The following is a 21,263-nucleotide window of genomic DNA, read 5'->3' on the forward strand; positions in this document are numbered from 1 at the left end:
CGGAGTGCCGTGGTCGGTCGGGTGAAGCGTGCCACGATGGGGCGCGTAGTCCCGGCCGTGGGATTACTGGCGACCCCGGGGCCCGCTGCGGGGTCGAGGATCGTAACGGCCTTACCTCGCCACTGCTCATCGAGCGAAGCGGGGCCTAGGACAACGTCGTCGTCCCAGGGCCCCGCTTGTTGTTCCTCCTCCGGATACTGCATGTGGCGTAGTTCCGCCCTGTTCTCCACAGAACTCACAGCAACCGTCTGACTCTTCTCTGCATCATCAACTCACCTCCCTTGCCGAGGTTAGGCCGAAGGGAGAGTCGACGGTCGCACGTTCAGCTCGCTGAGCCGAACCACGTGACGCCAAACGGCCCGAGAAGTGTCTTTGGCGTCTTTCGGCAGGTCAGGGCCATTTGTCGGTGGCTGCCTCTACTGTGTGCGGCCACTGGCTCAGCTGACTGACCATTACCTGCGTCACATGGCGCAGGTGTGCGCCGATACGGCAGCACGGAAGGGGATTGGGGATTGGGATCACAGGCGGCTCTGGCGACGGAGCACATCGCAAGGCGCGGTAACGGGGGCTGGGCCTTCCCGGATCTTGTCGTGGAGGTGGGCGGTGCGCTGGCCTGCTTCACGCGTCCGGAGTTGAAGGTGGAGAGGGTTTCGTATCCGGTGATGAGCCCGTCGGCAGCAGTGGGAGTGCTGGAGGCCATCTTCTGGAAGCCAGAATTCCGTTATGTGGTACGGGCCATCGAGGTTCTCAAGCCGATCGAGTGGACCTCGGTTCGCAGGAACGAAGTCAAATCCGTGGTGACCGTCGGCGAGGTGGCGGCGCTGCGCAAGGATCCGGGGCGTCGGTATGACGTCGAGAATGACCGAGATCAGCGCAACAGCATGCTGCTGCGCGACGTCGGCTACCGCATCCACGCGCAGGTCTTGCTGACCGAGCGGGGCCAGGGCGGGCGCGAGGAGAAATACCGAGAGCAGCTGCGACGCCGCGTGGACAAGGGGGCGTGCTTTGCCCAGCCGTTCCTCGGATGCCGCGAGTTCAGTGCCTCGTTCGGGCCCCGCAGCGATGCCAAGCCCATCGAGCGAGATGAGGACCTTGGAGTGATGCTGCACTCCATCGTCTATCCGGCCACCGGGGGCGAGCAGTACCGCTGGTTCCATGCCCAGCTCCGCCAGGGCGTCCTGGAGGTTCCGCTCAAGCCCCTGGGAGCCAAGGAGGTCGCCATGCCTGCTGGTTCCGGCTGGCGGGCGGACGGCACGGGTGAGGACCGGTGAGAGCATGCTGCTTCAGCGTCTGACCGAATACGCACAGTGGGCCGAGGAAGAGTCCCAGCTCCCGCCCGCCTACTACCGCTCGAAGAAGATCCAGTGGGTCCTGCGGATCGAGGCCGACGGTTCGGCCGCGAAGCTCTACGACAGGCGTCCGACCAAGGGAACAAAGGACAAGCCGGTCCAGACCGATGCCCCGTACGCGTATCGCTCGGGCAAGATGCCGCCACCCTGCCTCATGGTTGACACCGCCCAGTACGTCCTCGCGGTGCCCAAACCCGCCTCCGATGGGACCGTGAGCGAGGCGGCCACAGCAGAGGCGATGCGTCGCCGCAGTGAGTACACGAGCCTGCTGCTGTCCTGGGCCGACACAGCGCCCGATGACCCATACGTCCCCGCCGTCCGGGACTTCGTCATCGGCGGTGGCCTGGCTAGCGTCGAGCTGCCCGAGGATATCGCGCACAGCGACACGGTCGCCCTGATGGGACATGACGGAACCTGGCTGCACCAGCTCCCCTCCGCCTGCGCGGCCTGGGCGGCAAGCGTGCGCGCCCGCAAGGCCAGCAGCGGGGCCACTGGGCTGTGTCTGGTCTGCGGCACGGAACGGGCGCTGCTGGGCACGATTCCCGAGAGCATCAAATCCGGCGCGATCCCCACTAGCGGACTCGCCCGCGACGCCCAGCTGGTCAGCATCAACGCCTCCGCCCAGGGGCGCGGCGGTGCCCTGCAGCTGGTGAACACTCCCGTGTGCGAGCGGTGCGGCGCCCGGGCAATGGCGGCACTCAACCTGCTGCTGGCCACCGACGCCCACCGCCGACGCGGCAGCGACGCGGTCACTGTGTGGTGGACCCGCGAACCGGTCGACGACCTGTTCGAATCTCTCGACACTCCCACCGAGAAGGCAGTGGCCACACTGCTGGACGCCCTCCACCAGCAGCCGGACCCAGTCGCAGCCGAACGCCTGGACCCCGCCGCCTACTACGCCCTCACCCTCGGGCTCAACAACGCCAGGGCAGTGATCCTGGACTGGCTCGACATCCCGGTGGGCCGGCTGCGCAACCACCTCGGCGCCTGGTTCGACCACCACCAGGTCTTCGACGGCTGGGAACACAAAGACCGCTACCTGCCACTGTGGCACCTGGCCCTGGCCACCGGCCGCTGGGACGACAAGGCCGGCCGGTACGTCCCACGCAGCGCACCCCGCGGCCTGGAGACCGAACTGCTGCACGCCGCCCTCACCCGCGGCCCGCTGCCCGCACGCCTCCTGCCCCACCTGCTGCAACGCATCCGCGCCGACCACCGCGTGGACCACCCGCGCACCGCCCTGCTCCGCCTCGCCCTCCACCCGAACCGGAAGGACCCCCAGGTGACCGGCCCCGCGCCCCGTCTCGACGAAACCTGCCGCGAACCCGGCTACCTGTGCGGCCGCGCCTTCGCTGTCCTGGAAGCCATCCAGCGCGCCGCCCTGCCCGAGATCAACACCACGATCGGTGACAAGTTCTTCGGCACCGCCATGACCGCCCCGGCCGCGGTCCTGACCACCCTGCGTACCGGCGCCAACGGCCACCTCAAGCGCCTGCGCCGCGACAAGCCCCGCACCCACTATGCCCTGGACACCCGCCTGGCCCAGGCGTTCGCCGCCTTCGCCCCTCTCGGTGACGGCATCCCCGTGCTCCTCGATACCCGCCAGCAAGCGTGGTTCGTCCTCGGCTACGAGCAGCAACGCGCCGAGGACAACGCCGCCCGCGCCGCCTACAAGCAGCGCAAGAACGAGGCTGAGACCGGCCAGAGCACCGAAGGCACCGCCGACCCCGAGTAGCTGTTGCCCAGCGTGCCTCACCCGACTTTCACCACCCACGCCCGGCACCTGCCCCCAGCGCAGGCGGCCGGTGCTCACCCGACCAGATCAGGAGTATCCGCAACCATGACCGCACCGCATCTCGATCCCGCCCGCAAGATCGACTTCGTCTTCCTCCTCGAAGCCCGGGACAGCAACCCCAACGGTGACCCCGACGCCGGCGGCATGCCCCGCACCGACCCCGTCTCCGGCCAGGGACTCATCACCGACGTCGCCCTGAAGCGGAAGATCCGCAACACCGTCTCCCTCCTCAACGAGGAGCACAAGAAGCCCGGATACGACATCTACGTCGAGGCCGGCGTTGCGCTCAACGCCCAGCACGAACGCGCCTACGCCGCCGATGCCCTCGGTGGCGAAGCCAGTCAGCTCGACGCCCAGCAGTGGATGTGCCGCACCTTCTTCGACGTCCGCATGTTCGGCGCGGTGATGACCACCGGCAAGAAGGACCGCCAGGCCGGCCGCGTCCGAGGCCCCCTCCAGCTCACCTTCTCCCGCTCCATCGATCCCGTCACCCCGCTCGAATACGGCATCACCCGCGTCACCCCCACTAAGCAGGAAGACGTGAACGCCGGCAAGGTCACCGAAATGGGCTCCAAGCACATCGTCCCCTACGGCCTCTACCGCGGCGAGGGCCACTTCAGCGCCCCCCTGGCCGCCCGCACCGGCGTCACCAGCGACGACCTCAGCATGTTCTGGCGCGCCTTCACCCTCATGTTTGACCACGACCGCGCCGCCGCCCGCGGCGAACTCAACCTTCGCGGCCTGTACGTCTTCGCCCACGACGACCCGTACGGGAAGGCACCCGCCCGCCAGCTACTGGACCGCGTCACCGTCAAAGGGCCCGGTGACGCCACCGCCCGCGCCTTCCACGACTACCACGTCGCCGTGGACGAAACCGAACTGCCACAAGGCGTCACCCTCACCACCCTGATCGGATGAGCACCTGCCTCAGCCGGGGCGGAGAGGGGAAGCTCACGCAGGTCTCGCTCTCCGCCCTGGAGCACTACGCCTACTGCCCCCGTCAGTGCGGCCTCATCCTCCTCGAGGACGCCTTCACCGACGACGCGGCCACCATCCGCGGCACTCTCCTGCACCAGCGCGTGGACACCCCCGGCAACCACGGCCACGGCACCGTCCGCACTCTGCACGCACTCCCGGTGTGGCACGACGGTTACGGCCTGACCGGCGTCTGCGACACCGTCGAACTTCACTCCGACGGACGCATCCTGCCCATCGAGCACAAGTCCGGCCGCTACCACCCCGGCGGGCCAGCCGATGTCCAAGCCGCCGCACAAACCATCTGCCTGGAAGAGATGTTCCACCGGCCCGTCCCCGAAGCCGCCATCTACTCCGCCGCCGACCGACGACGCCACACGGTAACCGTCGATGGCACCCTGCGCGCCCGCGTTCTGCGCACCGCCAGTGAAGTCCGCAGACTGCTCACCACCGACCAGTTGCCCCCTCCTCCCGCCGACAGCCGCTGCCGACGCTGCTCCATGGCCACCGGGTGCATGCCCAAACTGCTCGCCGGCGCCCGCCGTTACCGGCAAGCCCTCACCGACCTCTACCTCCTCAACGACGCACAGGACTGCGACGCGTGACCACCGAACTCCTCAACACCCTCTACGTGCAGACCCAAGGCGCCGACCTTCGCCTGGAACAGGACACCCTCCGCGTCCACCTCCCCGACACCCCCGGACGGCGCACCCTGCCTCTCAGACGCATCGAAAGCATCGTCGTCTACGGTCACATCAACCTTTCCACCGAACTCATCACACGCTGCGCCCAGGACAACCGTCCCATCACCTGGATGGCCCAAGGCGGCAGATACCTCGCCCGCCTCGACGGCGCCATCCACGGCAACGTCCTGCTCCGGCACGCCCAGCATCAGCTCCACGACCAACCCGACGCACGACTCGACATCGCCCGCAACATCGTCGCCGGAAAAATCCGCAACAGCCGCTGGATCCTGCTCCGCGCCGCCCGCGACGCCGCCCCCACCCCACGCGCACACATCCGCCAAGCCGCAGACAACCTCGCCGAAGCACTCACCACAACTGGCACCGCCCCGTCCCTGGACCACATCATGGGCATCGAAGGGAACGCCGCCCGTACCTACTTCGCCGCCCTCCAACACGCCCTGCGCCCCACCCCCGACATCCCCACCTTCACCCACCGCAACCGCAGACCGCCCACCGACCCCGTCAACGCACTTCTATCCTTCACCTACGGCCTCCTCCGCAGCCTCGTCCACGGCGCCACCCAACAAGTCGGACTCGACCCCCACATCGGCTACCTCCACGGCCTCCGCCCCGGGAAGCCCGCCCTCGCACTCGACCTCATGGAGGAATTCCGCCCCGTACTCGCCGACCGCTTCGCCCTCACCCTCCTCAACCGCCGACAACTCCGCGCCCGACACTTCGAAAACATCACAGGCGGTGCCGTCCGCCTCACCGAAGACGGCCGCAAAACACTGCTCAGCACGTGGCAAGAATGGAAGACCCAAACCTGGGAACACCCCATCACCGGCCGCGACGTGCCCGCCGGGCTACTCCCCGTCGTCCAGGCCCGCATCCTTGCCCGCCACCTACGCGGCGAACTCCCCGGCTACCTCCCCTGGACAGCCGCCTGATGGACATCCTGCTCACCTACGACGTCGACACCACCAGCCCCGAAGGCCGCCGTCGACTACGCCGCGTTGCCAAACTCTGCGAAGGCCACGGCCTACGCGTCCAAAAATCCGTCTTCGAAATCGTCACCGACTACCAAACCCTCCTCCAACTCCTCGACCGCCTCAACGACATCATCGACATCGACACCGACAGCATCCGCCTCTACCGCCTCCCCCGAGAAGGCTTCGACGACGTCCAAACCCTAGGCATCGCCCAAGTGCAGCCGCACCGCGAAGATCTCGTCCTGTGATCGCCCTCCCCAGCTTCGGAACCCCAAGTACACGCACGCCACGCAGGTCGCACCGAAGCAGAACACCCGATTCCAACCGTCTTGTCCAGCCCCAGCGTCCCCATGAAGACTCGACGTACAGTGTTCTCGCTGATCAACTGGCGTGGCGGTCGCCCTCCGGGGTGACCGTGGATCGCAACACCATCGCCGGTGACCCGCTGGCGGTCGGACGGCCGGTGGCGGTCGCCCTCCGGGGTGACCGTGGATCGCAACGATTGCACACCCGGTGAAAGGCAGCGATGTAGTCATGTGGCGGTCGCCCTCCGGGGTGACCGTGGATCGCAACCCCGACTGGGTCACCGAGACCTACCAGGCCCTCGAGGTGGCGGTCGCCCTCCGGGGTGACCGTGGATCGCAACCCCGCGTCCAGGACACCGGCGACCACCGCTACCGCCGTGGCGGTCGCCCTCCGGGGTGACCGTGGATCGCAACTTCACGGGCCGGGCGATGGTCCGGCAGGCGGTGACAGTGGCGGTCGCCCTCCGGGGTGACCGTGGATCGCAACTGCTCCTCGGTCGCCTCGGGCGCCGGGGCGGCCGTGGTGGCGGTCGCCCTCCGGGGTGACCGTGGATCGCAACCGCGCAGTTGCTGCTCGCTGGCGCGGGCGTCCTGGGTGGCGGTCGCCCTCCGGGGTGACCGTGGATCGCAACCCGGGGCCCGCTTGCCACCACGCGTCGGTGACGGTGGTGGCGGTCGCCCTCCGGGGCGGCCGTGGATCGCAACGAGGTCTCGGCGCTGATCACGGATGCGAAAAATGTGTGTGGCGGTCGCCCTCCATGGTGACCGTGAATCACAACCCCCGCAGCACCGTCCGCCATCCCTGCCGGGTGTCGAGTGTCGCGGGGTGACCCTGGATCGCAATAGTAAGACCGTCTGGGTGCCGCAACCCGACTCCGGTAGTGGCGGTCGCCCCCCGGGGTGACTGTGGATCGCAACGTCGTGCTGGACGTCAACCAGGAAGACCGTCGGCCACAACCGCACAGTGTACGCACGCTCACGGCCGTCGATGTTGAGGCTGGCGGCCGCAGACCAGGGCGGCGTGCGCCGTCAGGGGGACAGGTCGACCGCCGAACCCCTCCGGCGCTGTCGATCCCGCTTTACTCGAGGGTCGACTCACCCCGGCCAGCAGGCTGGGCCGTTTCCAGTACGGGCTGTTTCCCCGGCGCTCAGCTCGGGCTGCGACAGCATGCCATCGACCCAAACATTACACAGCATGGCCGACTGTCACACACCGACCTGACCTCGCCGCCCACAGCCAGAGCAGCGGCGCAGATCCCCAGGCAGCCACCTCCGATGACCTGCGTCCCATCAGCGTCCCGAATTCGGCCTCCCCCCGCTCGCACAGCCCACCTACGGCGGCTTGCCCCGGCAGAGAACCGAGAACTCCGCCCAGGTCAGAGCGGCGCCAACCAACCCTGACGGCCACGGCATTGAACTCACGAGCAGCGGATTCAGTCCGTTGGCCCAAAGTCTCGAATCCGGACGCCCGCCGAAACGTCTCCGCAGGTCAGAAGCATGCATGGTGGGGCGGGTGGGACTCGAACCCGCAGCCGACGGATTATGAGTGTGCCGGTGTTCGTTCTGCTCGGACGCCACGGCAGTAGCCCTGTCTGTGAACTGGACCTCCGTAGGACCCGGTCGATGGGAGTGATCGCGCATGGTGGGCTGACCATTCGCTGTTACAAGCGGTGCAGTGCGCGGGAGGGGCGGTGCTGGATGTGCGTTACGGCCGCACGTGGTCAGGACGTAATGGACTGGGGTTCTTGAGGGCCAAGGTTGCGGCGATAGCGTTCCAGGGCACGGTGCCAGCGGGTCTCGAGGCCGGCGATGAGCCGGGCATCGATGCTTGCGGTGACGTGGGAGTAGATGTCGTCGATCTTGCCTTCCATGATGTGGCCGAGTCTGCGTGCCTGGGCGACTTGAGGGACACCGTCTTCGATCAGCCAGGTTTTGTGGGAGTGTCGCAGGCCATGGAATGTCAGTCCCTGATGGACGGGGTCCCATGTCTCGCCGCGATAGCGTCCGCCGCATACCGCTGGGGCCCAGAGGCGACGTTGGAAGCCGGAACGGCGGAGGTGTTTGCCGCGTAGCGTGGTGAAAACGAAGGGTCGGGCGGAGGCGGCGAGGTCTGTGGCGAGGAGTTCGGTGAGGAAGGGTGGGAGGGTGATGGTACGGACGCTGGCGTGGGTCTTGGGGTGACCGAGGGTGAGGTGGCCGTTGACTTCGTGAAGAGCGCCGGCATCAGCGGTGATGTGGATTCGGCCGTGTGTGACGTCAAGGTTGTCGCGGTGGAGGCCGGCAAGTTCCCCCCAGCGCATGCCGGTGTAGGCGGCGCTGATCACCAGCAAGCACTGGTTTCGGGAAGCCAGGCGGAGGACACGGTGGGCGATGGTCAGGACTTGGTGTTCGTCAGCCCAGGCACGCTCGCGCCGTGGTTCAACTCGGCCTCGTCCTCGTTTGCGGGGGCGTACCGGGTTGGTGGTCAGGAGTTGGTTGTCGACGGCGTCCGCCATGAGCATGGCGAAAAGCTTGCGGAGGCTAGTGATGGTGCTGGCGGAGTAGGTGTCGCGGAGTCGGTTGAGCCAGATCTGGATGTCGGCGGGGGTGATCTGGTCGACGGGGGTGGTGCCCCAACGAGGCAGGATGTGGCGGGTGAGCAGGCTGCGGTAGAAGGCTTCGGTGTTGGCTCCGACGTCTACGGTTTGCCACCAGATCTCGGCCCATTCGGACACCATTACCGCAGGCTCGGGGTCGGTGGTTTGGGTTGCCGGTCGGGGCCAGGTGGCCGGTGTGGTGGGTGGCGGTACCGGCTGGCTGGTCTCGGGGGGTGCGGCGGTTTCGGGGATGGTGGTCAGTTGTTCGGCATGGTTGCTGGCGGCTTGTTCGGTGTCGAAGGACCCGGGGATGCTGCCCGCTCTGCCGTCGGGCTTCCAGTACCGTACGCGCCATTTGTTGCCGCGTCGTTCGACCCATGCCATGGCAGACTCCTTGTGACGTGGTGAGTTCGGGTGTCCCGTCTGACGCCGGGTGTCCATGGACGCTCCGTGGGGTGGCAGAGCGGAGCCACCCAGTCGGGTGATTTCCGCTAGGAAGGGGTGTGGCGGCGGGGGCCTCGTGCGCCGTCGCGGATGATCGCGTTCAGGTCATCTGTGGAGAACCTGAGGTGACGTCCGATCTTGGTGTAGGGGATCTGGTCCGCTGCTGCTTTCTTTCGCAGCCAGGAGGCTGGGACCTGGAGCAGCGCGGCGGCCTGTTCCGCGGTGTTGAGCAAGCGGCTCAGGTCATGCTGGGGCTGATGGGGCTCGGTCTTGGAAGGCGTAGAAGTGACTGACTCGTCGTCTGGGTGGTGGGACGGAGCGATTGCAGTCGGTGCCGTGCGGTGTGCGGATTGAGGGGACGTGCTGTGGGAGTTGCTGGCTGGCTGGTCCGTCAGCAGCGGGGGGCGCATCCTGTTGGGGCTGCTTGTGGTGTGCGGTTTCTTCATGGTGTTCCTCGGAGTGCATCTCCAGGGTGTGTGAGGGTGCCGGTACTCGTGGGGCTGTGAGCTCGGGGCGTCATCTTGGTGCGTTAGGCCGTCCTGCTCCGGGCTCATGTGGGCTGAGGCCGCTGGAAGTGGGGTAGGTGCGCGGGTCTGGGGTTGCGCGTTCCGGTTCACCGGCAGCGGCATGCCTGCTGTGGTCGGGATGTCCGGGTTGGGTGCTCAGCGCAGGATGCACGGCTCTGGGACGGGCAACGACGACCGGCTGGCCCAGTTAGCGCTCGCCTCTGCTTGTCGCCCCGGCTCTGCTCGGGCGGCCGTTGGGGTGAGTTCCCGCTGGTGGTATGGACGCAAACGGGCTCCGCACGGCCCCACTCGACGGCGCTCATATCGCCGAGGTTGGGCACGGGGCCGGTGCCGAGCCGGGACACGAACCCTCGCCGCCGGTCTTGGCGTGCCAACTCCAGGGCCCACACTTCGGCTCCGCAAGGCAGTGTTAAGGCCGTGCGGTGTTGGGATGTTGTGGCCGATTCACTGTCTGGTGCCGTGGCCAGTTTCGCGGTAGTTGCAGCGCCCGGGCCTGAGGGACGGCTGGCGATTGGTGCACAGCGGCCGGGAGGCGGCTGAGGGCTTCTCGGGGCGGGTGAAGATGAGGACGTCCTCGTGCTGCACGAGGTGGAGGGGGATTCCTTGGCGGCGGGCGTCGCGGACGTTCTTCAGCTGGAAGAACGAGGGACGGGCGATGAGCCGGCTGTCGCGGATGCCGGCGAGGAGAGCGACACAGCGCTCCGTCGGGACGAGTCCGGCGGCTTGTCCGGTGGCCAGGACGGCGGAGGGTAGATCGATGAGTTCGCCGTGGGTGCGCCAGGGCCGGGTGGTGACGACGACGGTGCCGCCCGGGCGCAGTACTGTCCGGCATTGGGTGAGGATTTTGGAGAAGCCGTCCAGGAGTTGGTCGGTGGAGACGTGGGCGAGGTTGTGCGGGTCGCGGCCGTATCGGTAGTCCGTTTTGACCACGCCGCGCTCGCCGGTTTCGCTCGTGCAGTGGACCCGGCCATGGGCTGATCGTCCGTATGGCGGTGAGGTGATTACCAGCGCGACCTTGCCGTGAAGGTCGGCGTCGACCAACTTGGTGAGTTGTCGGGCGTCGCCGCACACCACCCGGCCGCTGCACTGTTCAACGTGCCGGATGCTGTGGGCGACGTTGGCCCGGGCGATCCGGGCCCAGCGGGACTCGTACTCGACTCCGAGGGCGTGGCGGTGGAGGCGAATGGCCTCGACCAGGGTGGTGCCGATGCCGCACATCGGGTCCAGGACCAGCTCACCCGGTTTGGTGTAGGTGCGGATGGCGTGGGCGGCGATCGCGGGCAGCATCTTGGCGGGGTGCGCGTTCGAGCCGGACACGTAGCGGTCGGCGCGCTGGGCGGGGGCGGATGTGGGTGCGGTGTTCCACACCGATTCGCGGTCGGACATGGCGTCGTGCCCCTTCGGTCAGGCGCTGGTGATCGCGGACAGCACGAGCAGGTCGGAGTGGATGAGTCCGGGCGGTGCGTCCTCGGGCGGGGTGGGCACGATGCGATCGCCGTCGGGGTGTCCGTGGATGATGACGATGTGCTGGAGGTAGCGGAAGCCGGCGGTGCGGGCGGAGGCGATGAGGGATCCGAGCGGGTCGGTCAGGCGTCCGGCGTCGCGGCGCTGCCTGGTGGCGAGGAGCAAGATGCCGTCACGGGGCAGGAGGCGATGAGTTCGGTGGAAGAATCCGGACCAGCCGTTCTCCATGGCGCCCGGCATCTGGTCACAGGCGGGTGCCGGTTCGTCGTCGGGGGCGGGGAGGGTGTCGGGGTGCAGCTCCGCGAGCAGTACCGGGGCTGTGCGGGTGCTTCTGCTGTCCTCGTGGGCGGCGAGGTAGGTGACGCGGGTCCGGGTGTCCATGCCGGGTTCGGTGTCGCGAATGTGGATCTTGATCAGGCGCGCGGGCGGGTGGCCGGGGCGGTGCGTGAACTCGGCGCGGATCTTGTCCAACGCCCAGCCAGGCAGCACCTCGCCGGGGGCGGAGACCCCGCTCGGCTCGTTCAAGGCAGGGGCCCACACGGTGGTCGGCAGAGGGCGGGATGCGCCGGGGCGACTGGTGGAGGTGCGGTGGTGGTCGGACTTCGTCATCGGCTGGTGGCGCCCGGGAACGGGGATCCGGCCGTCTGGTGCTGACGTGATCAATAGAGATTCAGACTGCGGGCCTTTGCCACTGCCTACCCGTTCAGCCTCTGTCATGCGCCCCAGCCGTTCCGAACGGATCGAACGCGACATGGCCGAACGGTCCGTCTGAATTCGCAGGTGAGCGCGGGTGCGAGCCGGTCGCGAGCCATGAGCGAGCCACCATGGGCGGGCCCGTGCATGGAGGGGCGCTGCTGAAGTTCGAGCGCATGCCAGCGACAGCGGCCCACTACCCGTCGTGCCCATCGGTGGCCAGGACTCGTGCCACTCCCGCGCGTCGGATGTGACGCACAACACATGGGTCCTGTTGTGAACCCGCGTAATGGCTCCGATCCTGCGGCCTCTCTCTCATCACCAAGCGCCGTCGGAAGCGCAGGCGTGCCGTCACCTCGGGAGGGGTCTCTACTCATGCACGGTCAGATGGATCAGCGCGTGGCGCTGTTGCTGCTGACGGGCAGCGTCACTGTGTACGTCGCCTTTGAGCATCCTTCGTTCGGTACGGCCCTCTTGGTCGGAGTGGGCGTGGTGACGCTGCTGCACCTTCTCCTCAAAGATCGCTGATCCACGCAAGCGGTCATGTGCCTGTGGATCCCGAGTGCGGACGCCAATTTCAAGAGTCTTCATGTTCGATTTCTGTCGGCTCTGTACGGGCTTTGGTCCTGCTCACTGCCGCCGGGCCGGAGGTGGGCCATCGCACATGGCGGTCCATGGGGCGGTGTGTTGTCCGGTGGTGGTGCGCGGGTGGGTCAGTGGTGGCGCGGTGGGGTGAAAGGGCTGGCGGCGGAAGTTGTCCGAACCTCTTCTCGCAGGAGTCGCGCCATGCATCATCGCCCCGTACGCCGTCCGCACACTGTCCGGCTCTCGCCGCTGGAGGAGCTGGAGCAGTCCTTCCTCGCGCTTGCCCGTACCGCCACGCCACTGACCATGCCCGCACACCTGGTGTGTGACGATCCGTCGGAGGAGGCGTGGCCGGTGGATCAGATCCGTGTCCGGCTGGCTCACCCCAGCACTCGGCCCGAGCTGCGGGCACGCACGTGGAGTGAGGTCGTGCGTCGCGCGCACGAGCTCGGTGAGCCGTGGCCGGTGGTGGCGGTGGCCATGACGGTTCCGGTGTTGCGCCGGATGCTGTCCCGCCTGGCCCGCCCGGCACATCTGGAGCGTCAGGAAGTCGAGCAGGAAGCTCTCGCCGCGGTAGCTGTCGCCCTTGCGGAGGTGGAAGCGAGTGATCCGGGGGTGGACCGGGAGCTGTTCGCGGCGGCGGACCGCGCTGTTCACCGCCTGGTCTACGCGGCTCGTCGCCGCGGGGAGCGGGAGGCGGGTGAGCCGATGGTCCATCTGGGGCGCCTGCGTGCCCGCGCAACCGTCGAGGATCTGGAGGGCTTGACGGTGTCGGATGAGTACCAGGTGTTGGCTCGTGCGGTGCGGGCCCGGGTGGTGGACGTGGCCGAGGCGCAGCTGATCGCCCGCACGCGGCTGCAGGGCGAGTCGATGGGGGCGCTTGCCGGTGAGCGTGGGGTGAGTATGCGTCAGCTGTACCGGCATCGCACTGCCGCCGAACAGCGCCTGGCTTCTCACCTGTGTCATCAGGGCCGGTAGGGAGCCATGCGGGGGACGTCCGGGGCCGGGGCGTCAACGCTCCGGCCCCGGATTCTCTATCGATGGGCAGACGAGGACTTCTTCTGATTCTCCTGGATCGGCGGGAACCCCCGGGCCTGGCCGGAGCTGTTTGTGTAGGGCTCCGGCGCTGTCGGGCCGTGTTGTTGGGTGGGGTGTGCGCTCCGTCTCGTGCTGACACCCCGAGAGCCATCCGGTAGCCGCCGAAGGAGGCTGGCCCCGGGCGAAGGATCCGGCTCACCCCGCCCATACCCGTCGTCCGTGCGTTTTCTGTCTGTCTGTTCTCGTGCCTGATGGAGGTGCCCTGTCATGCTCAGCCGCTTCCGTCCGCGACCGGCCACCACGCGTCAGCTGGTGCGCTGTGGGCTCCGGCTGGTGTTCACCATCCCTGTGACCGTCGTTTTGCTGTTGGCGGATCCGCCCGTGGTGTGGGCGGTGGCCACGATTCCGGAGGTCATCTCGAATCTGCGGGATGAGGTTGTCGGTCTGCTCGCCGGGCTTGCCACGCTCTTCCTCACTTTCGGTGGCCTGCGCTACCTCATGGCCGGGGGTGACCCGGGAGAGGTTGAAGCTTCCAAGCGGGCGCTGAAGGCTGCGGCGATCGGCTATGGGCTGGCGATCCTTGCCCCGGTGCTGGTGGCCTTGTTGAAGCAGATCGTGGGCGTGGATGACGGCGGCGGGCAATGACCAGCACCCGCCGCCGTCTTCTCTGTGTCCTGCTCCTGACGCCCGCTGCCCTCCTCATCGGCGCCGGGCCGTTCACCGGGTCGCCCGCGCAGGCAGTCGCGCTCCCCACGGCGGTCTTCCCGGCACTTGCCGTACCGGCCGATCCAGAACCGCGTCCCCAGCCCGGACCCGCGACAAGCGCACCCGAACCCCGAGCGGGTCCCACTCGGCCCGAGGCCACGCCCGGGCCGAGTCCGGCTCCTGGCCGTCCGTCTCCTAAGCCCTCACGGCGGCCGCGGCTGGAGCCGGCTCCCGGGCTGACGCCTCCTGCCTGCGAGGTCACCAGCGGTGACTGCTCCCCGGCGGGCTGGGGCCTGGGCGGTTTCCTCGACATCCCGGGGATGATCGTGAACGCGATCACCTCGTTCCTGGGGATGATCGTCGAGCAGATCATGAAGCCACTGCGGGAGCTGCTCGCCGACACCCTCCTCGCCACGCCCGACGTCACCCGGCACGCGGACCTGAAACGGCTATGGGCCGGGTCGATGGGCATCACAGCCGGGATCTACGTGCTGTTCGTGACCGCGGGCGGGATCACGGTGATGGGATATGAGACCGTCCAGACCCGGTATGCGCTCAAACAGATCGCCCCGCGCCTGCTGATCGGGATCATCGCTTCGGCGACGTCGCTGACCGTGATGGGCAAGGCCATCGCCCTGGGTAATGCGCTCTCCCACGCGATCGTGGGCCTCGACATGGCCGACGCCGGGCAGGGCCTGGTCGAACGAGCACTGCCCTTCTCCCTGTTCGGCGCTCCCGGGCTGAAGATCTACCTGCTGATCGTGTCGATCGTCATGATCGTGCTGATCCTGGCTGTGCTGATCGGCTTTGTCGTACGGGTCGCCGTCATGGCTCTGCTTGCCGTCTCCGGTCCCTTGGCGCTGGCCTGCCATGCCCACCCGCTCACCGACCCGGTGGCCCGGCTGTGGTGGCGCGGCCTCGCCGGGTGCCTGGTCATTCAGGTCGCGCAGTCGATGACGTTCATCGTAGCGCTCAAGCTGTTCTTCGCCCCCGGCGCCACGGCACTGGGGATTCCGTACTCGGATCAGCTGGGCACGATGCTGGCCGGGCTCGCCTTGTTCTGGGTGCTGTTCAAGATCCCCGGCTGGACGATGCAGGTCGTCTTCCGCGCCACCCCGATCCACAACCCGCACGCGCCCACCGCGGTGAGGATGCTGCGGACCCTGGCTCTGTACCGGCTCATGGACCGTTATCTCCCCGGCCCATCCCTGCTGCGCCGTGGCCGTGGCGGAGGTGGCCGGCCCGGTGGCGGGGGTGGACGTCCCGGCGGTGGCGGCGGACGTCCACCACGACCGGGACCGCAACCAGGCTCGCCACTGGGCCGCGGGTGGCTCGGCACTGGCTCGGCTGCCGCGGCGAGCGGAGCGCCCGGTTCTGGGCCCGGTACAACCACTGGCTCTCCGACTCCCGGCAGCAACCCTTCGGGGCCTGTGGGCACGGGCGCGGCCCGAGCCGGAGCCCCGGCGGCCGGCTCGACAGCGGCGCGCACGCTCCCAAGGGGACCGGCGGGCCGCCTGAGCACTGGCTCGCGAGTGGCCTCATCTGGTACTTCTCAGCAGAAGGGTCCACACACCGTGGTCCATCCCGCACAGGCACGCCGCAAGCGGCAACTGACGTTGCCCGTGACCGCGCAGCGCGTCTCCTCCCGTCCGCCGCGGCCGGTCCAGACCTGGTTGCCGATCCGGACCGAGCGCGTCCCGCGACCGCACACCGCGGCCAGCGGCTCGGCCTCCCCCTCGTCCACGCGACCTCCCCTCGGCCGGCCCGTTCCGCGGATGGCCTCGCGGCAGATGGTGCTGCGGATTCCGGCCGAGCGGGTGCGTGCCCGGCCCGTACGCCCGGTGCAGTTGCGGCTTCCTCTTGAACCGCCCCGGAGGTGAGTGTTCATGACAGATGGATACGACGACGGTGTCGCTACGACCCGGATCCCGGCGGATATCGCGCGCCCGGACCGCGTGCTGGGCCCGCTGACCGCGCGGCAGACCGCCATCCTGGCCGGGTGCGTACTGGTGCTGTACGGCGGGTACTGGCTCGCGCGGCCGTTCATGCCGCCGCTGGCGTATCTGGTGATGGTGGTGCCCGTGGCCGGAGCTGTCACCGCGGTCGCGGTGGGCGCTCGGGAGGGCATCGGCCTGGACCGGTTCCTCCTCGCCGCCCTCGCTCACGCCCGTGTCCCCAAGCGGCGGGTGCATGCTCCGGAAGGCGTGCCCGCGCTGCCTGAGATCGTGAACAACGAGATGGGCAAGGCAGCCGGGCCGATGCCAGTGCCGGTGCGGATGCCGTATCGCGGTGTCGGCCCGGTGGGCACGGTCGATCTGGCCGAGCAGGGGCAGGCGGCGCTGGGGGTCTGCTCGCCGGTCAACTTCGACCTGCACAGCGGTGCCGAGCAGCAGGGTCTGGTCGCAGGGTTCGGGCGCTGGCTCAACTCGCTGACCGGCCCGACCCAGCTCCTGCTCCGCTGTCACCGCACCGATCTCACGCCTCTGGTGGACCAGCTCCACCACGGTGCCCCGGCTCTGCCGCACCCGGCGCTGGAGCGGGCGGCCCGCGCGCACGCCGACTACCTTGCCCATCTCGCCGGGACCAGGGACCTGCTGACCCGCCAGATCGTCCTTGTCGCACGGGAAGAGACACCGCCGCGCCGAGCCCGGCCTTCTGCCTGTAGCGGACGGGCCATCCAGCGCCTCCAGGAGGCGACTCGTGGGCTCGCTCCCGCCGGTATCAGCGTCACACCACTCGACCCTGAGCAGACCACAGCGCTGATCACCACCGCCTGCAACCCCGATCCCCCCACACCGCCGCTCGATACGGAAGCGCAAGGAGCCGAGGCATGATCCGACGTCCCCGAAACCGGCGCCGCGCGGACCATGAGGCCGTCCAGGCCGGAGAGCTGTTGCAGCCTGCGGGGCCGGAGGCGCTTGAGGTGCATGCCCGTACCCTCGCGATCGTGGGCCACCTGGCCTCCACCCTGGTCGTGACCGGCTACCCGGCCGAGGTCAGCCCCGGCTGGCTGGCACCCCTCCTCGCCTTCCCCGGACACCTGGACATCGCGCTCCACATCGAACCGGTCCCGAACCCGGTCGCGGCGGCCGGGCTGAAGAAGCAGCGTGCCCGGTTGGAATCCGGACGACGCGGCGCATTCGACAAGGGGCACTTGGACAATCCGGAGGTCGAGGCCGCCGCTGCGGACGCGGCCGATCTCGCCTACCGGATCGCCCGTGGCGAGGGAAAGCTCTTCCATGTCGGCCTGTACATGACCGTCCACGCTGCGGACGAGGAGACCTTGGCCGAGCAGGTCGCCGCTGTCAAAGCGGTCGCGGAGTCACTGCTGGTGACGGTCGCACCGACGACCTACCGGGCGTTGCCCGGCTGGCTGGCCACCTTGCCTTTGGGGATCGATACGCTGAAGATCCGCCGCACCTTCGACACTGCGGCGCTCGCCGCCTGCTTCCCCTTCGCCAGCCCCGAGCTGCCCGCTCCCGCCGATGCTGCTGGAGCCGGGGCCGGTCCGGGGTCGCAGGTGCTGTATGGGCTGAACGCCGTCTCCGGCGCGCCGGTGTTGTGGGACCGCTTCGGATGCGACAACTACAACTCGGTCACCCTCGCCCGTTCCGGGGCCGGCAAGTCCTACCTGGCCAAGCTGGAGCTGTTGCGGCTGCTGTTCACCGGGGTCACCGCCTGCGTCGTCGACCCGGAAGACGAATACGTACGCCTGGCCGAGACCGTCGGCGGCACCGTCGTGGCGCTCGGTGCCGACGGCGTACGCCTCAACCCCTTCGACTTCCCTTGTCGCGGCGAGGCTGGCGGTGAGGATGTCCTGACGCGGCGGGTGCTGTTTCTGCACCGCTTCCTGGCTGTGCTCTTCGGCGCCGAGGTGAAGGGCGCGGAGGAAGCTGTGCTCGACCGGGCGCTCCTGGCCACCTACGCCCGGGCGGGGATCACAGCGGATGCGCGGACCTGGACGCGGACCCCGCCAGTACTCGCCGACCTCGCGGAGGTTCTGGACGAGGACGGGAGTGAGGTGGCTGCGGGGCTGGTGGAGCGGCTGGCGCCGTATGTCACCGGTTCACATGCTTGCGTCTTCAACGGCCACAGCACGGCGAGCACCACGGGCCATCTGGTGGTCTTCACGCTGCGGCTGCTGCCGGAGGAGGTCAAGGCTCCGGCGATGCTGCTGGCGCTGGATGCGATCTGGCGCCAAGTCACGGATCAAGGCAGGGGAGGCAAGCATCTGGTGATCGTGGACGAGGCGTGGCTGCTGATGCGTGACGAGGCCGGGGCACGTTTTCTGTTCCGGATGGCCAAGGCCGCCCGTAAAAACTGGACGGGGCTGGCCGTCATCACTCAGGACGCAGATGACGTCCTCGGCTCGCCGCTGGGGAGAGCGGTGGTCGCGAACGCGGCGACCCAGATTCTGCTCCGGCAGGCCCCACAAGCGATCGACACCATCAGCGCCTCGTTCCGGCTCTCCCACGGTGAGCGGGAGTTCCTGCTGTCCGCCGGGAGGGGCGAGGCGTTGCTGCTGGCCGGGGAACGCCGCAAGGTCGCGCTGATCTCCGTAGCCGCCCCGGGGGAGCACGAGATCATCACCACCGACCCCGGAGAACTCGCCGCCCAGCACTGGACCGAGGACACCGCCCCCGACGACTCCTCCTTCGGCCACGCTCTCGGCGAAGAGACGTGGAACCCATGACCGTCACCACGTCCGTCGCCGGGACAGCACCACCCCGTGGCCCGGTGGTGGACTTCCTCACCGACCCCACTGCCTTCTGGACCTCCATCACCCGAACAGTTCTCGGCTGGGCCGCCCCGTACATGCCCGTGCTCGTACCGGTCGCAACGGCGGTCGCCGTGTGTGTCACCACCGCCCGCGGCCGGATCCGGCGCAGCCGCCAGCAGCGCTTCGCCGACAACGCACGCTGCGTCGAAATCCTCACTCCGCCTCAGATCCCTGCCAGGGGGGGTGACGTGTTGTGGGCGCAGCTGGCGGGTCTGCTGCGGCCGTGGTGGCGACGCTTTGCCGATGGCCAGCCGCATCTGGGGTTCGAGTACGCGTGGTCGCCGACGGGGCTGGGCATCCGGCTGTGGGTGCCGGGGACCGTGCCGCTGGGGCTGGTGCGGCGGGCGGTGGAGGCGGCCTGGCCCGGCGCCCACACCCGCGTCCAACAACCACCGGAGCTCATCCCGTCTGGCCATGTGGTGACGGCGGGGCGGCTGCGCCCGGCCCGGCCAGAGGTGCTGCCGCTGCGCACCGAGCACGCGGCCGACCCACTCCGGGCCCTGTTGCAGGCGGCCACCGGTATGAGGGAGGGCGAGACCGCGCTCGTGCAGATCCTCGTCCGCCCGGCAACCGGCGCCGCAGTGCGGCGGGCCCGCCGCTCCGCGCGGCGGTTGAAAGCCGGGTACTCCGCACCGCGGCTGCCCGCGCTCGGCGCGCTCCTGCTGCACCGACCGCAGCCAGTACTGGCCCGGCGGCAGGATGTCGAGCACGGTGCCGCGGTCCGCCAGTCCGCCGCCAAACTCACCGGCCCTCAATGGCACACGTCCATCACCTACGCGGCCACCTGCACACGTGAGGAGGAGCGTGCGCGGGATGTGGTGCGGGGGCGTGCGCATGCGCTGGCCTCCGCGTTCGGCCTGTACGCGGAACTCAACTGGCTCGCCCGCACCCGACTCGTCCACCCCGAGCGATGGCTGGAAGGGCGGGTCTTCCCGCAGCGTGCGGCGCTGCTGTCGGTCCCGGAACTGGCGGCCCTGGCCCATCTGCCCCTCGACGCGGACGCCCCCGGCGTGCGGCGTGCGGGAGCCCGCTCAGTCCTCCCACCACCCACGGTCCCCGAGCCGACCCCCGGTGCCGGGGTCAAGCCGCTGGGCCACTCCGACACCGGCGCCCGCCGCCCGGTCGGTCTCGCGGTCGCGGACGCCCGACACCACATCCATCTGATGGGGGCCACCGGCTCCGGCAAATCCACCCTGGTCGCCCACCTCGTTCTCGACGATGTCCGCAATCATCGGGGCGCGATCGTCATCGATCCCAAGGGCGACCTCGTCACCGACCTCCTGCACCGCCTGCCCGACACCTGTGCCGACCGCCTGGTCCTCATCGACCCGGATGACTCCCACGCCCCACCGTGCCTGAACGTCCTGGACGGGGCCGACATCGACGTGGTCGTCGACAACCTCACCGGCATCTTCCGCCGCATCTTCACCGCCTTCTGGGGGCCCAGGACCGACGACGTCATGCGCGCCGCATGCCTGACCCTGCTCAAACACCGCGCCCACACAGGTCAGCTCGTCACCCTCGCCGACGTCCCCCGGCTCCTGGGCGAACCCGCCTACCGCCTGCGCCTGATCCCCACCATCAAAGACCCCGTACTACGCGGCTTCTGGGCCTGGTACGAGTCCATGTCCGAACCATCCCGCGCGGCCGTGGTCGGCCCGGTGATGAACAAGCTGCGCGCGTTCCTGCTGCGCGACTTCGCCCGCCGCGCCATCTCCGCCGGACCCTCCACCTTCGACCTCACCCAGGTCCTCGACGGCGGCATCCTTCTCGCCCGTCTCCCCAAAGGCGCTCTCGGCGAGGAAACCGCACGGCTGCTGGGCTCCTTCATCGTCGCCGGAACCTGGCAAGCGGCCTCAGCCCGCGCCCGCACCCCCGAACACCAGCGCATCGACGCCTCCCTCTACGTGGACGAGGCGCACAACTTCCTCACCCTGCCCTACCCGCTGGAGGACATGCTCGCCGAAGCCCGCGGCTACCGGCTGTCCATGGCACTGGCCCACCAGCACCTCGCCCAGCTCCCCCGCGACCTGCGGGAAGGCATCTCCGCCAACGCCCGCAACAAGATCTTCTTCAACGCCTCTCCCGAAGACGCTTCGGCCCTGGAACGCCACACCCTCCCCACCCTCACCGCCCACGACCTCGCGCACCTCGGCCCCTACCAAGCCGCCGCCCACCTGCTCACCGCCGGCGCCGAATCCCCGGCCTTCACCCTCACCACCCGGCCCCTCCCACCCCCCGTCCCCGGCCGCGCAGCCGATCTCCGCACCGCCGCAGCGGCCCGCACGACGCACACCCGCACCACTCGCCCCTGACCACCGAATCCGCCACGCGCCCTCTCTTCCGCTC

General features: G+C 68.9%; 17 protein-coding genes and 1 CRISPR repeat array. Of the genes, 13 read left to right on the forward strand and 4 right to left on the reverse strand.

The window, feature by feature from the left end; all coding sequences use genetic code 11:
- The first annotated feature begins 512 nt into the window (after positions 1–512).
- The 6 genes from cas5c (at position 513) to cas2 (ending at position 6,045) form a co-directional block, all read left to right on the forward strand.
- Positions 513–1,271, forward strand: a complete 759-nt coding sequence (gene cas5c, locus ACT2CW_RS43440; protein WP_445520589.1) for a type I-C CRISPR-associated protein Cas5c — start codon at positions 513–515, stop codon at positions 1,269–1,271.
- Positions 1,272–1,275: 4 nt separating this feature from the next.
- The gene (cas8c, locus tag ACT2CW_RS43445) at positions 1,276–3,084 is read left to right on the forward strand and encodes a type I-C CRISPR-associated protein Cas8c/Csd1 (RefSeq protein ID WP_445520590.1); all 1,809 of its coding nucleotides are present in this window, start codon (positions 1,276–1,278) and stop codon (positions 3,082–3,084) included.
- 105 nt (positions 3,085–3,189) lie between these two features.
- Complete coding sequence (gene cas7c, locus ACT2CW_RS43450) at positions 3,190–4,062, forward strand: type I-C CRISPR-associated protein Cas7/Csd2 (RefSeq protein ID WP_445520591.1); 873 nt, start codon at positions 3,190–3,192, stop codon at positions 4,060–4,062.
- Positions 4,059–4,724: a CRISPR-associated protein Cas4 gene (gene cas4, locus ACT2CW_RS43455; protein WP_445520592.1), complete on the forward strand. Its 666-nt coding sequence runs from the start codon at positions 4,059–4,061 to the stop codon at positions 4,722–4,724. Before cas7c ends, cas4 begins: the two co-directional genes overlap by 4 nt.
- On the forward strand, positions 4,721–5,755 hold the full coding sequence (gene cas1c / locus ACT2CW_RS43460; protein WP_445520593.1) for a type I-C CRISPR-associated endonuclease Cas1c: 1,035 nt from the start codon (positions 4,721–4,723) through the stop codon (positions 5,753–5,755). Before cas4 ends, cas1c begins: the two co-directional genes overlap by 4 nt.
- On the forward strand, positions 5,755–6,045 hold the full coding sequence (gene cas2, locus ACT2CW_RS43465) for a CRISPR-associated endonuclease Cas2 (protein WP_037965418.1): 291 nt from the start codon (positions 5,755–5,757) through the stop codon (positions 6,043–6,045). The genes cas1c and cas2 overlap by 1 nt, the downstream gene beginning before the upstream one ends.
- Before the next feature lie 142 nt (positions 6,046–6,187).
- Positions 6,188–6,881: a CRISPR direct-repeat array (repeat unit 37 nt; unit sequence GTGGCGGTCGCCCTCCGGGGTGACCGTGGATCGCAAC).
- A 942-nt stretch (positions 6,882–7,823) separates the two neighbouring features.
- Here cas2 and ACT2CW_RS43470 read toward each other — a convergent pair.
- The 4 genes from ACT2CW_RS43470 to ACT2CW_RS43485 all read right to left on the reverse strand — a co-directional run bounded on the left by ACT2CW_RS43470 (position 7,824) and on the right by ACT2CW_RS43485 (position 11,638).
- Positions 7,824–9,062: a tyrosine-type recombinase/integrase gene (locus tag ACT2CW_RS43470; protein WP_445520594.1), complete on the reverse strand. Its 1,239-nt coding sequence runs from the start codon at positions 9,060–9,062 to the stop codon at positions 7,824–7,826.
- A gap of 107 nt (positions 9,063–9,169) precedes the next feature.
- Positions 9,170–9,751, reverse strand: a complete 582-nt coding sequence (locus ACT2CW_RS43475) for a helix-turn-helix domain-containing protein (protein ID WP_445520595.1) — start codon at positions 9,749–9,751, stop codon at positions 9,170–9,172.
- A 342-nt stretch (positions 9,752–10,093) separates the two neighbouring features.
- Positions 10,094–11,035, reverse strand: a complete 942-nt coding sequence (locus tag ACT2CW_RS43480) for a TRM11 family SAM-dependent methyltransferase (RefSeq protein ID WP_445520596.1) — start codon at positions 11,033–11,035, stop codon at positions 10,094–10,096.
- Positions 11,036–11,053: 18 nt separating this feature from the next.
- Entirely contained in the window at positions 11,054–11,638 is a 585-nt protein-coding gene (locus ACT2CW_RS43485; RefSeq protein WP_445520597.1) for a hypothetical protein, read from the reverse strand.
- A gap of 555 nt (positions 11,639–12,193) precedes the next feature.
- Between ACT2CW_RS43485 and ACT2CW_RS43490 the strand changes: the two genes are divergently transcribed.
- The 7 genes from ACT2CW_RS43490 to ACT2CW_RS43520 all read left to right on the forward strand — a co-directional run bounded on the left by ACT2CW_RS43490 (position 12,194) and on the right by ACT2CW_RS43520 (position 21,229).
- Positions 12,194–12,334, forward strand: coding sequence for a hypothetical protein (locus ACT2CW_RS43490; protein WP_445520598.1), 141 nt, complete (start codon positions 12,194–12,196; stop codon positions 12,332–12,334).
- A gap of 258 nt (positions 12,335–12,592) precedes the next feature.
- Complete coding sequence (locus ACT2CW_RS43495) at positions 12,593–13,369, forward strand: hypothetical protein (RefSeq protein ID WP_445520599.1); 777 nt, start codon at positions 12,593–12,595, stop codon at positions 13,367–13,369.
- A 327-nt stretch (positions 13,370–13,696) separates the two neighbouring features.
- A complete protein-coding gene (locus ACT2CW_RS43500) occupies positions 13,697–14,074 on the forward strand; it encodes a pilin (protein WP_445520600.1) in 378 nt (125 codons plus the stop codon).
- Between the two features lie 380 nt (positions 14,075–14,454).
- Positions 14,455–16,014 carry a hypothetical protein gene (locus ACT2CW_RS43505; protein ID WP_445520601.1) on the forward strand — a complete coding sequence of 520 codons (1,560 nt, stop codon included), beginning with the start codon at positions 14,455–14,457 and terminating at the stop codon, positions 16,012–16,014.
- 6 nt (positions 16,015–16,020) lie between these two features.
- On the forward strand, positions 16,021–16,968 hold the full coding sequence (locus tag ACT2CW_RS43510) for a PrgI family mobile element protein (protein ID WP_445520602.1): 948 nt from the start codon (positions 16,021–16,023) through the stop codon (positions 16,966–16,968).
- Positions 16,965–18,827: a VirB4 family type IV secretion system protein gene (locus ACT2CW_RS43515; RefSeq protein WP_445520603.1), complete on the forward strand. Its 1,863-nt coding sequence runs from the start codon at positions 16,965–16,967 to the stop codon at positions 18,825–18,827. The genes ACT2CW_RS43510 and ACT2CW_RS43515 overlap by 4 nt, the downstream gene beginning before the upstream one ends.
- The gene (locus ACT2CW_RS43520) at positions 18,824–21,229 is read left to right on the forward strand and encodes a type IV secretory system conjugative DNA transfer family protein (RefSeq protein ID WP_445520604.1); all 2,406 of its coding nucleotides are present in this window, start codon (positions 18,824–18,826) and stop codon (positions 21,227–21,229) included. The genes ACT2CW_RS43515 and ACT2CW_RS43520 overlap by 4 nt, the downstream gene beginning before the upstream one ends.
- Positions 21,230–21,263 lie beyond the last annotated feature (34 nt).

The organism is Streptomyces sp. NEAU-174 (genome assembly GCF_052665095.1).

What these genes read in the sequence shown, in the direction of transcription:
- cas2 (WP_037965418.1), top strand. Translation starts at nt 5,755, where the DNA reads ATGGACATCCTGCTCACCTACGACGTCGACACCACCAGCCCCGAAGGC.
- cas4 (WP_445520592.1), top strand. Translation starts at nt 4,059, where the DNA reads ATGAGCACCTGCCTCAGCCGGGGCGGAGAGGGGAAGCTCACGCAGGTC.
- cas7c (WP_445520591.1), top strand. Translation starts at nt 3,190, where the DNA reads ATGACCGCACCGCATCTCGATCCCGCCCGCAAGATCGACTTCGTCTTC.
- ACT2CW_RS43490 (WP_445520598.1), top strand. Translation starts at nt 12,194, where the DNA reads ATGGATCAGCGCGTGGCGCTGTTGCTGCTGACGGGCAGCGTCACTGTG.
- ACT2CW_RS43515 (WP_445520603.1), top strand. Translation starts at nt 16,965, where the DNA reads ATGATCCGACGTCCCCGAAACCGGCGCCGCGCGGACCATGAGGCCGTC.
- cas8c (WP_445520590.1), top strand. Translation starts at nt 1,276, where the DNA reads ATGCTGCTTCAGCGTCTGACCGAATACGCACAGTGGGCCGAGGAAGAG.
- ACT2CW_RS43495 (WP_445520599.1), top strand. Translation starts at nt 12,593, where the DNA reads ATGCATCATCGCCCCGTACGCCGTCCGCACACTGTCCGGCTCTCGCCG.
- ACT2CW_RS43520 (WP_445520604.1), top strand. Translation starts at nt 18,824, where the DNA reads ATGACCGTCACCACGTCCGTCGCCGGGACAGCACCACCCCGTGGCCCG.
- ACT2CW_RS43480 (WP_445520596.1), bottom strand. Translation starts at nt 11,035, where the DNA reads ATGTCCGACCGCGAATCGGTGTGGAACACCGCACCCACATCCGCCCCC.
- ACT2CW_RS43475 (WP_445520595.1), bottom strand. Translation starts at nt 9,751, where the DNA reads ATGCCGCTGCCGGTGAACCGGAACGCGCAACCCCAGACCCGCGCACCT.
- ACT2CW_RS43505 (WP_445520601.1), top strand. Translation starts at nt 14,455, where the DNA reads ATGATCGTGAACGCGATCACCTCGTTCCTGGGGATGATCGTCGAGCAG.
- ACT2CW_RS43470 (WP_445520594.1), bottom strand. Translation starts at nt 9,062, where the DNA reads ATGGCATGGGTCGAACGACGCGGCAACAAATGGCGCGTACGGTACTGG.
- ACT2CW_RS43500 (WP_445520600.1), top strand. Translation starts at nt 13,697, where the DNA reads ATGCTCAGCCGCTTCCGTCCGCGACCGGCCACCACGCGTCAGCTGGTG.
- ACT2CW_RS43510 (WP_445520602.1), top strand. Translation starts at nt 16,021, where the DNA reads ATGACAGATGGATACGACGACGGTGTCGCTACGACCCGGATCCCGGCG.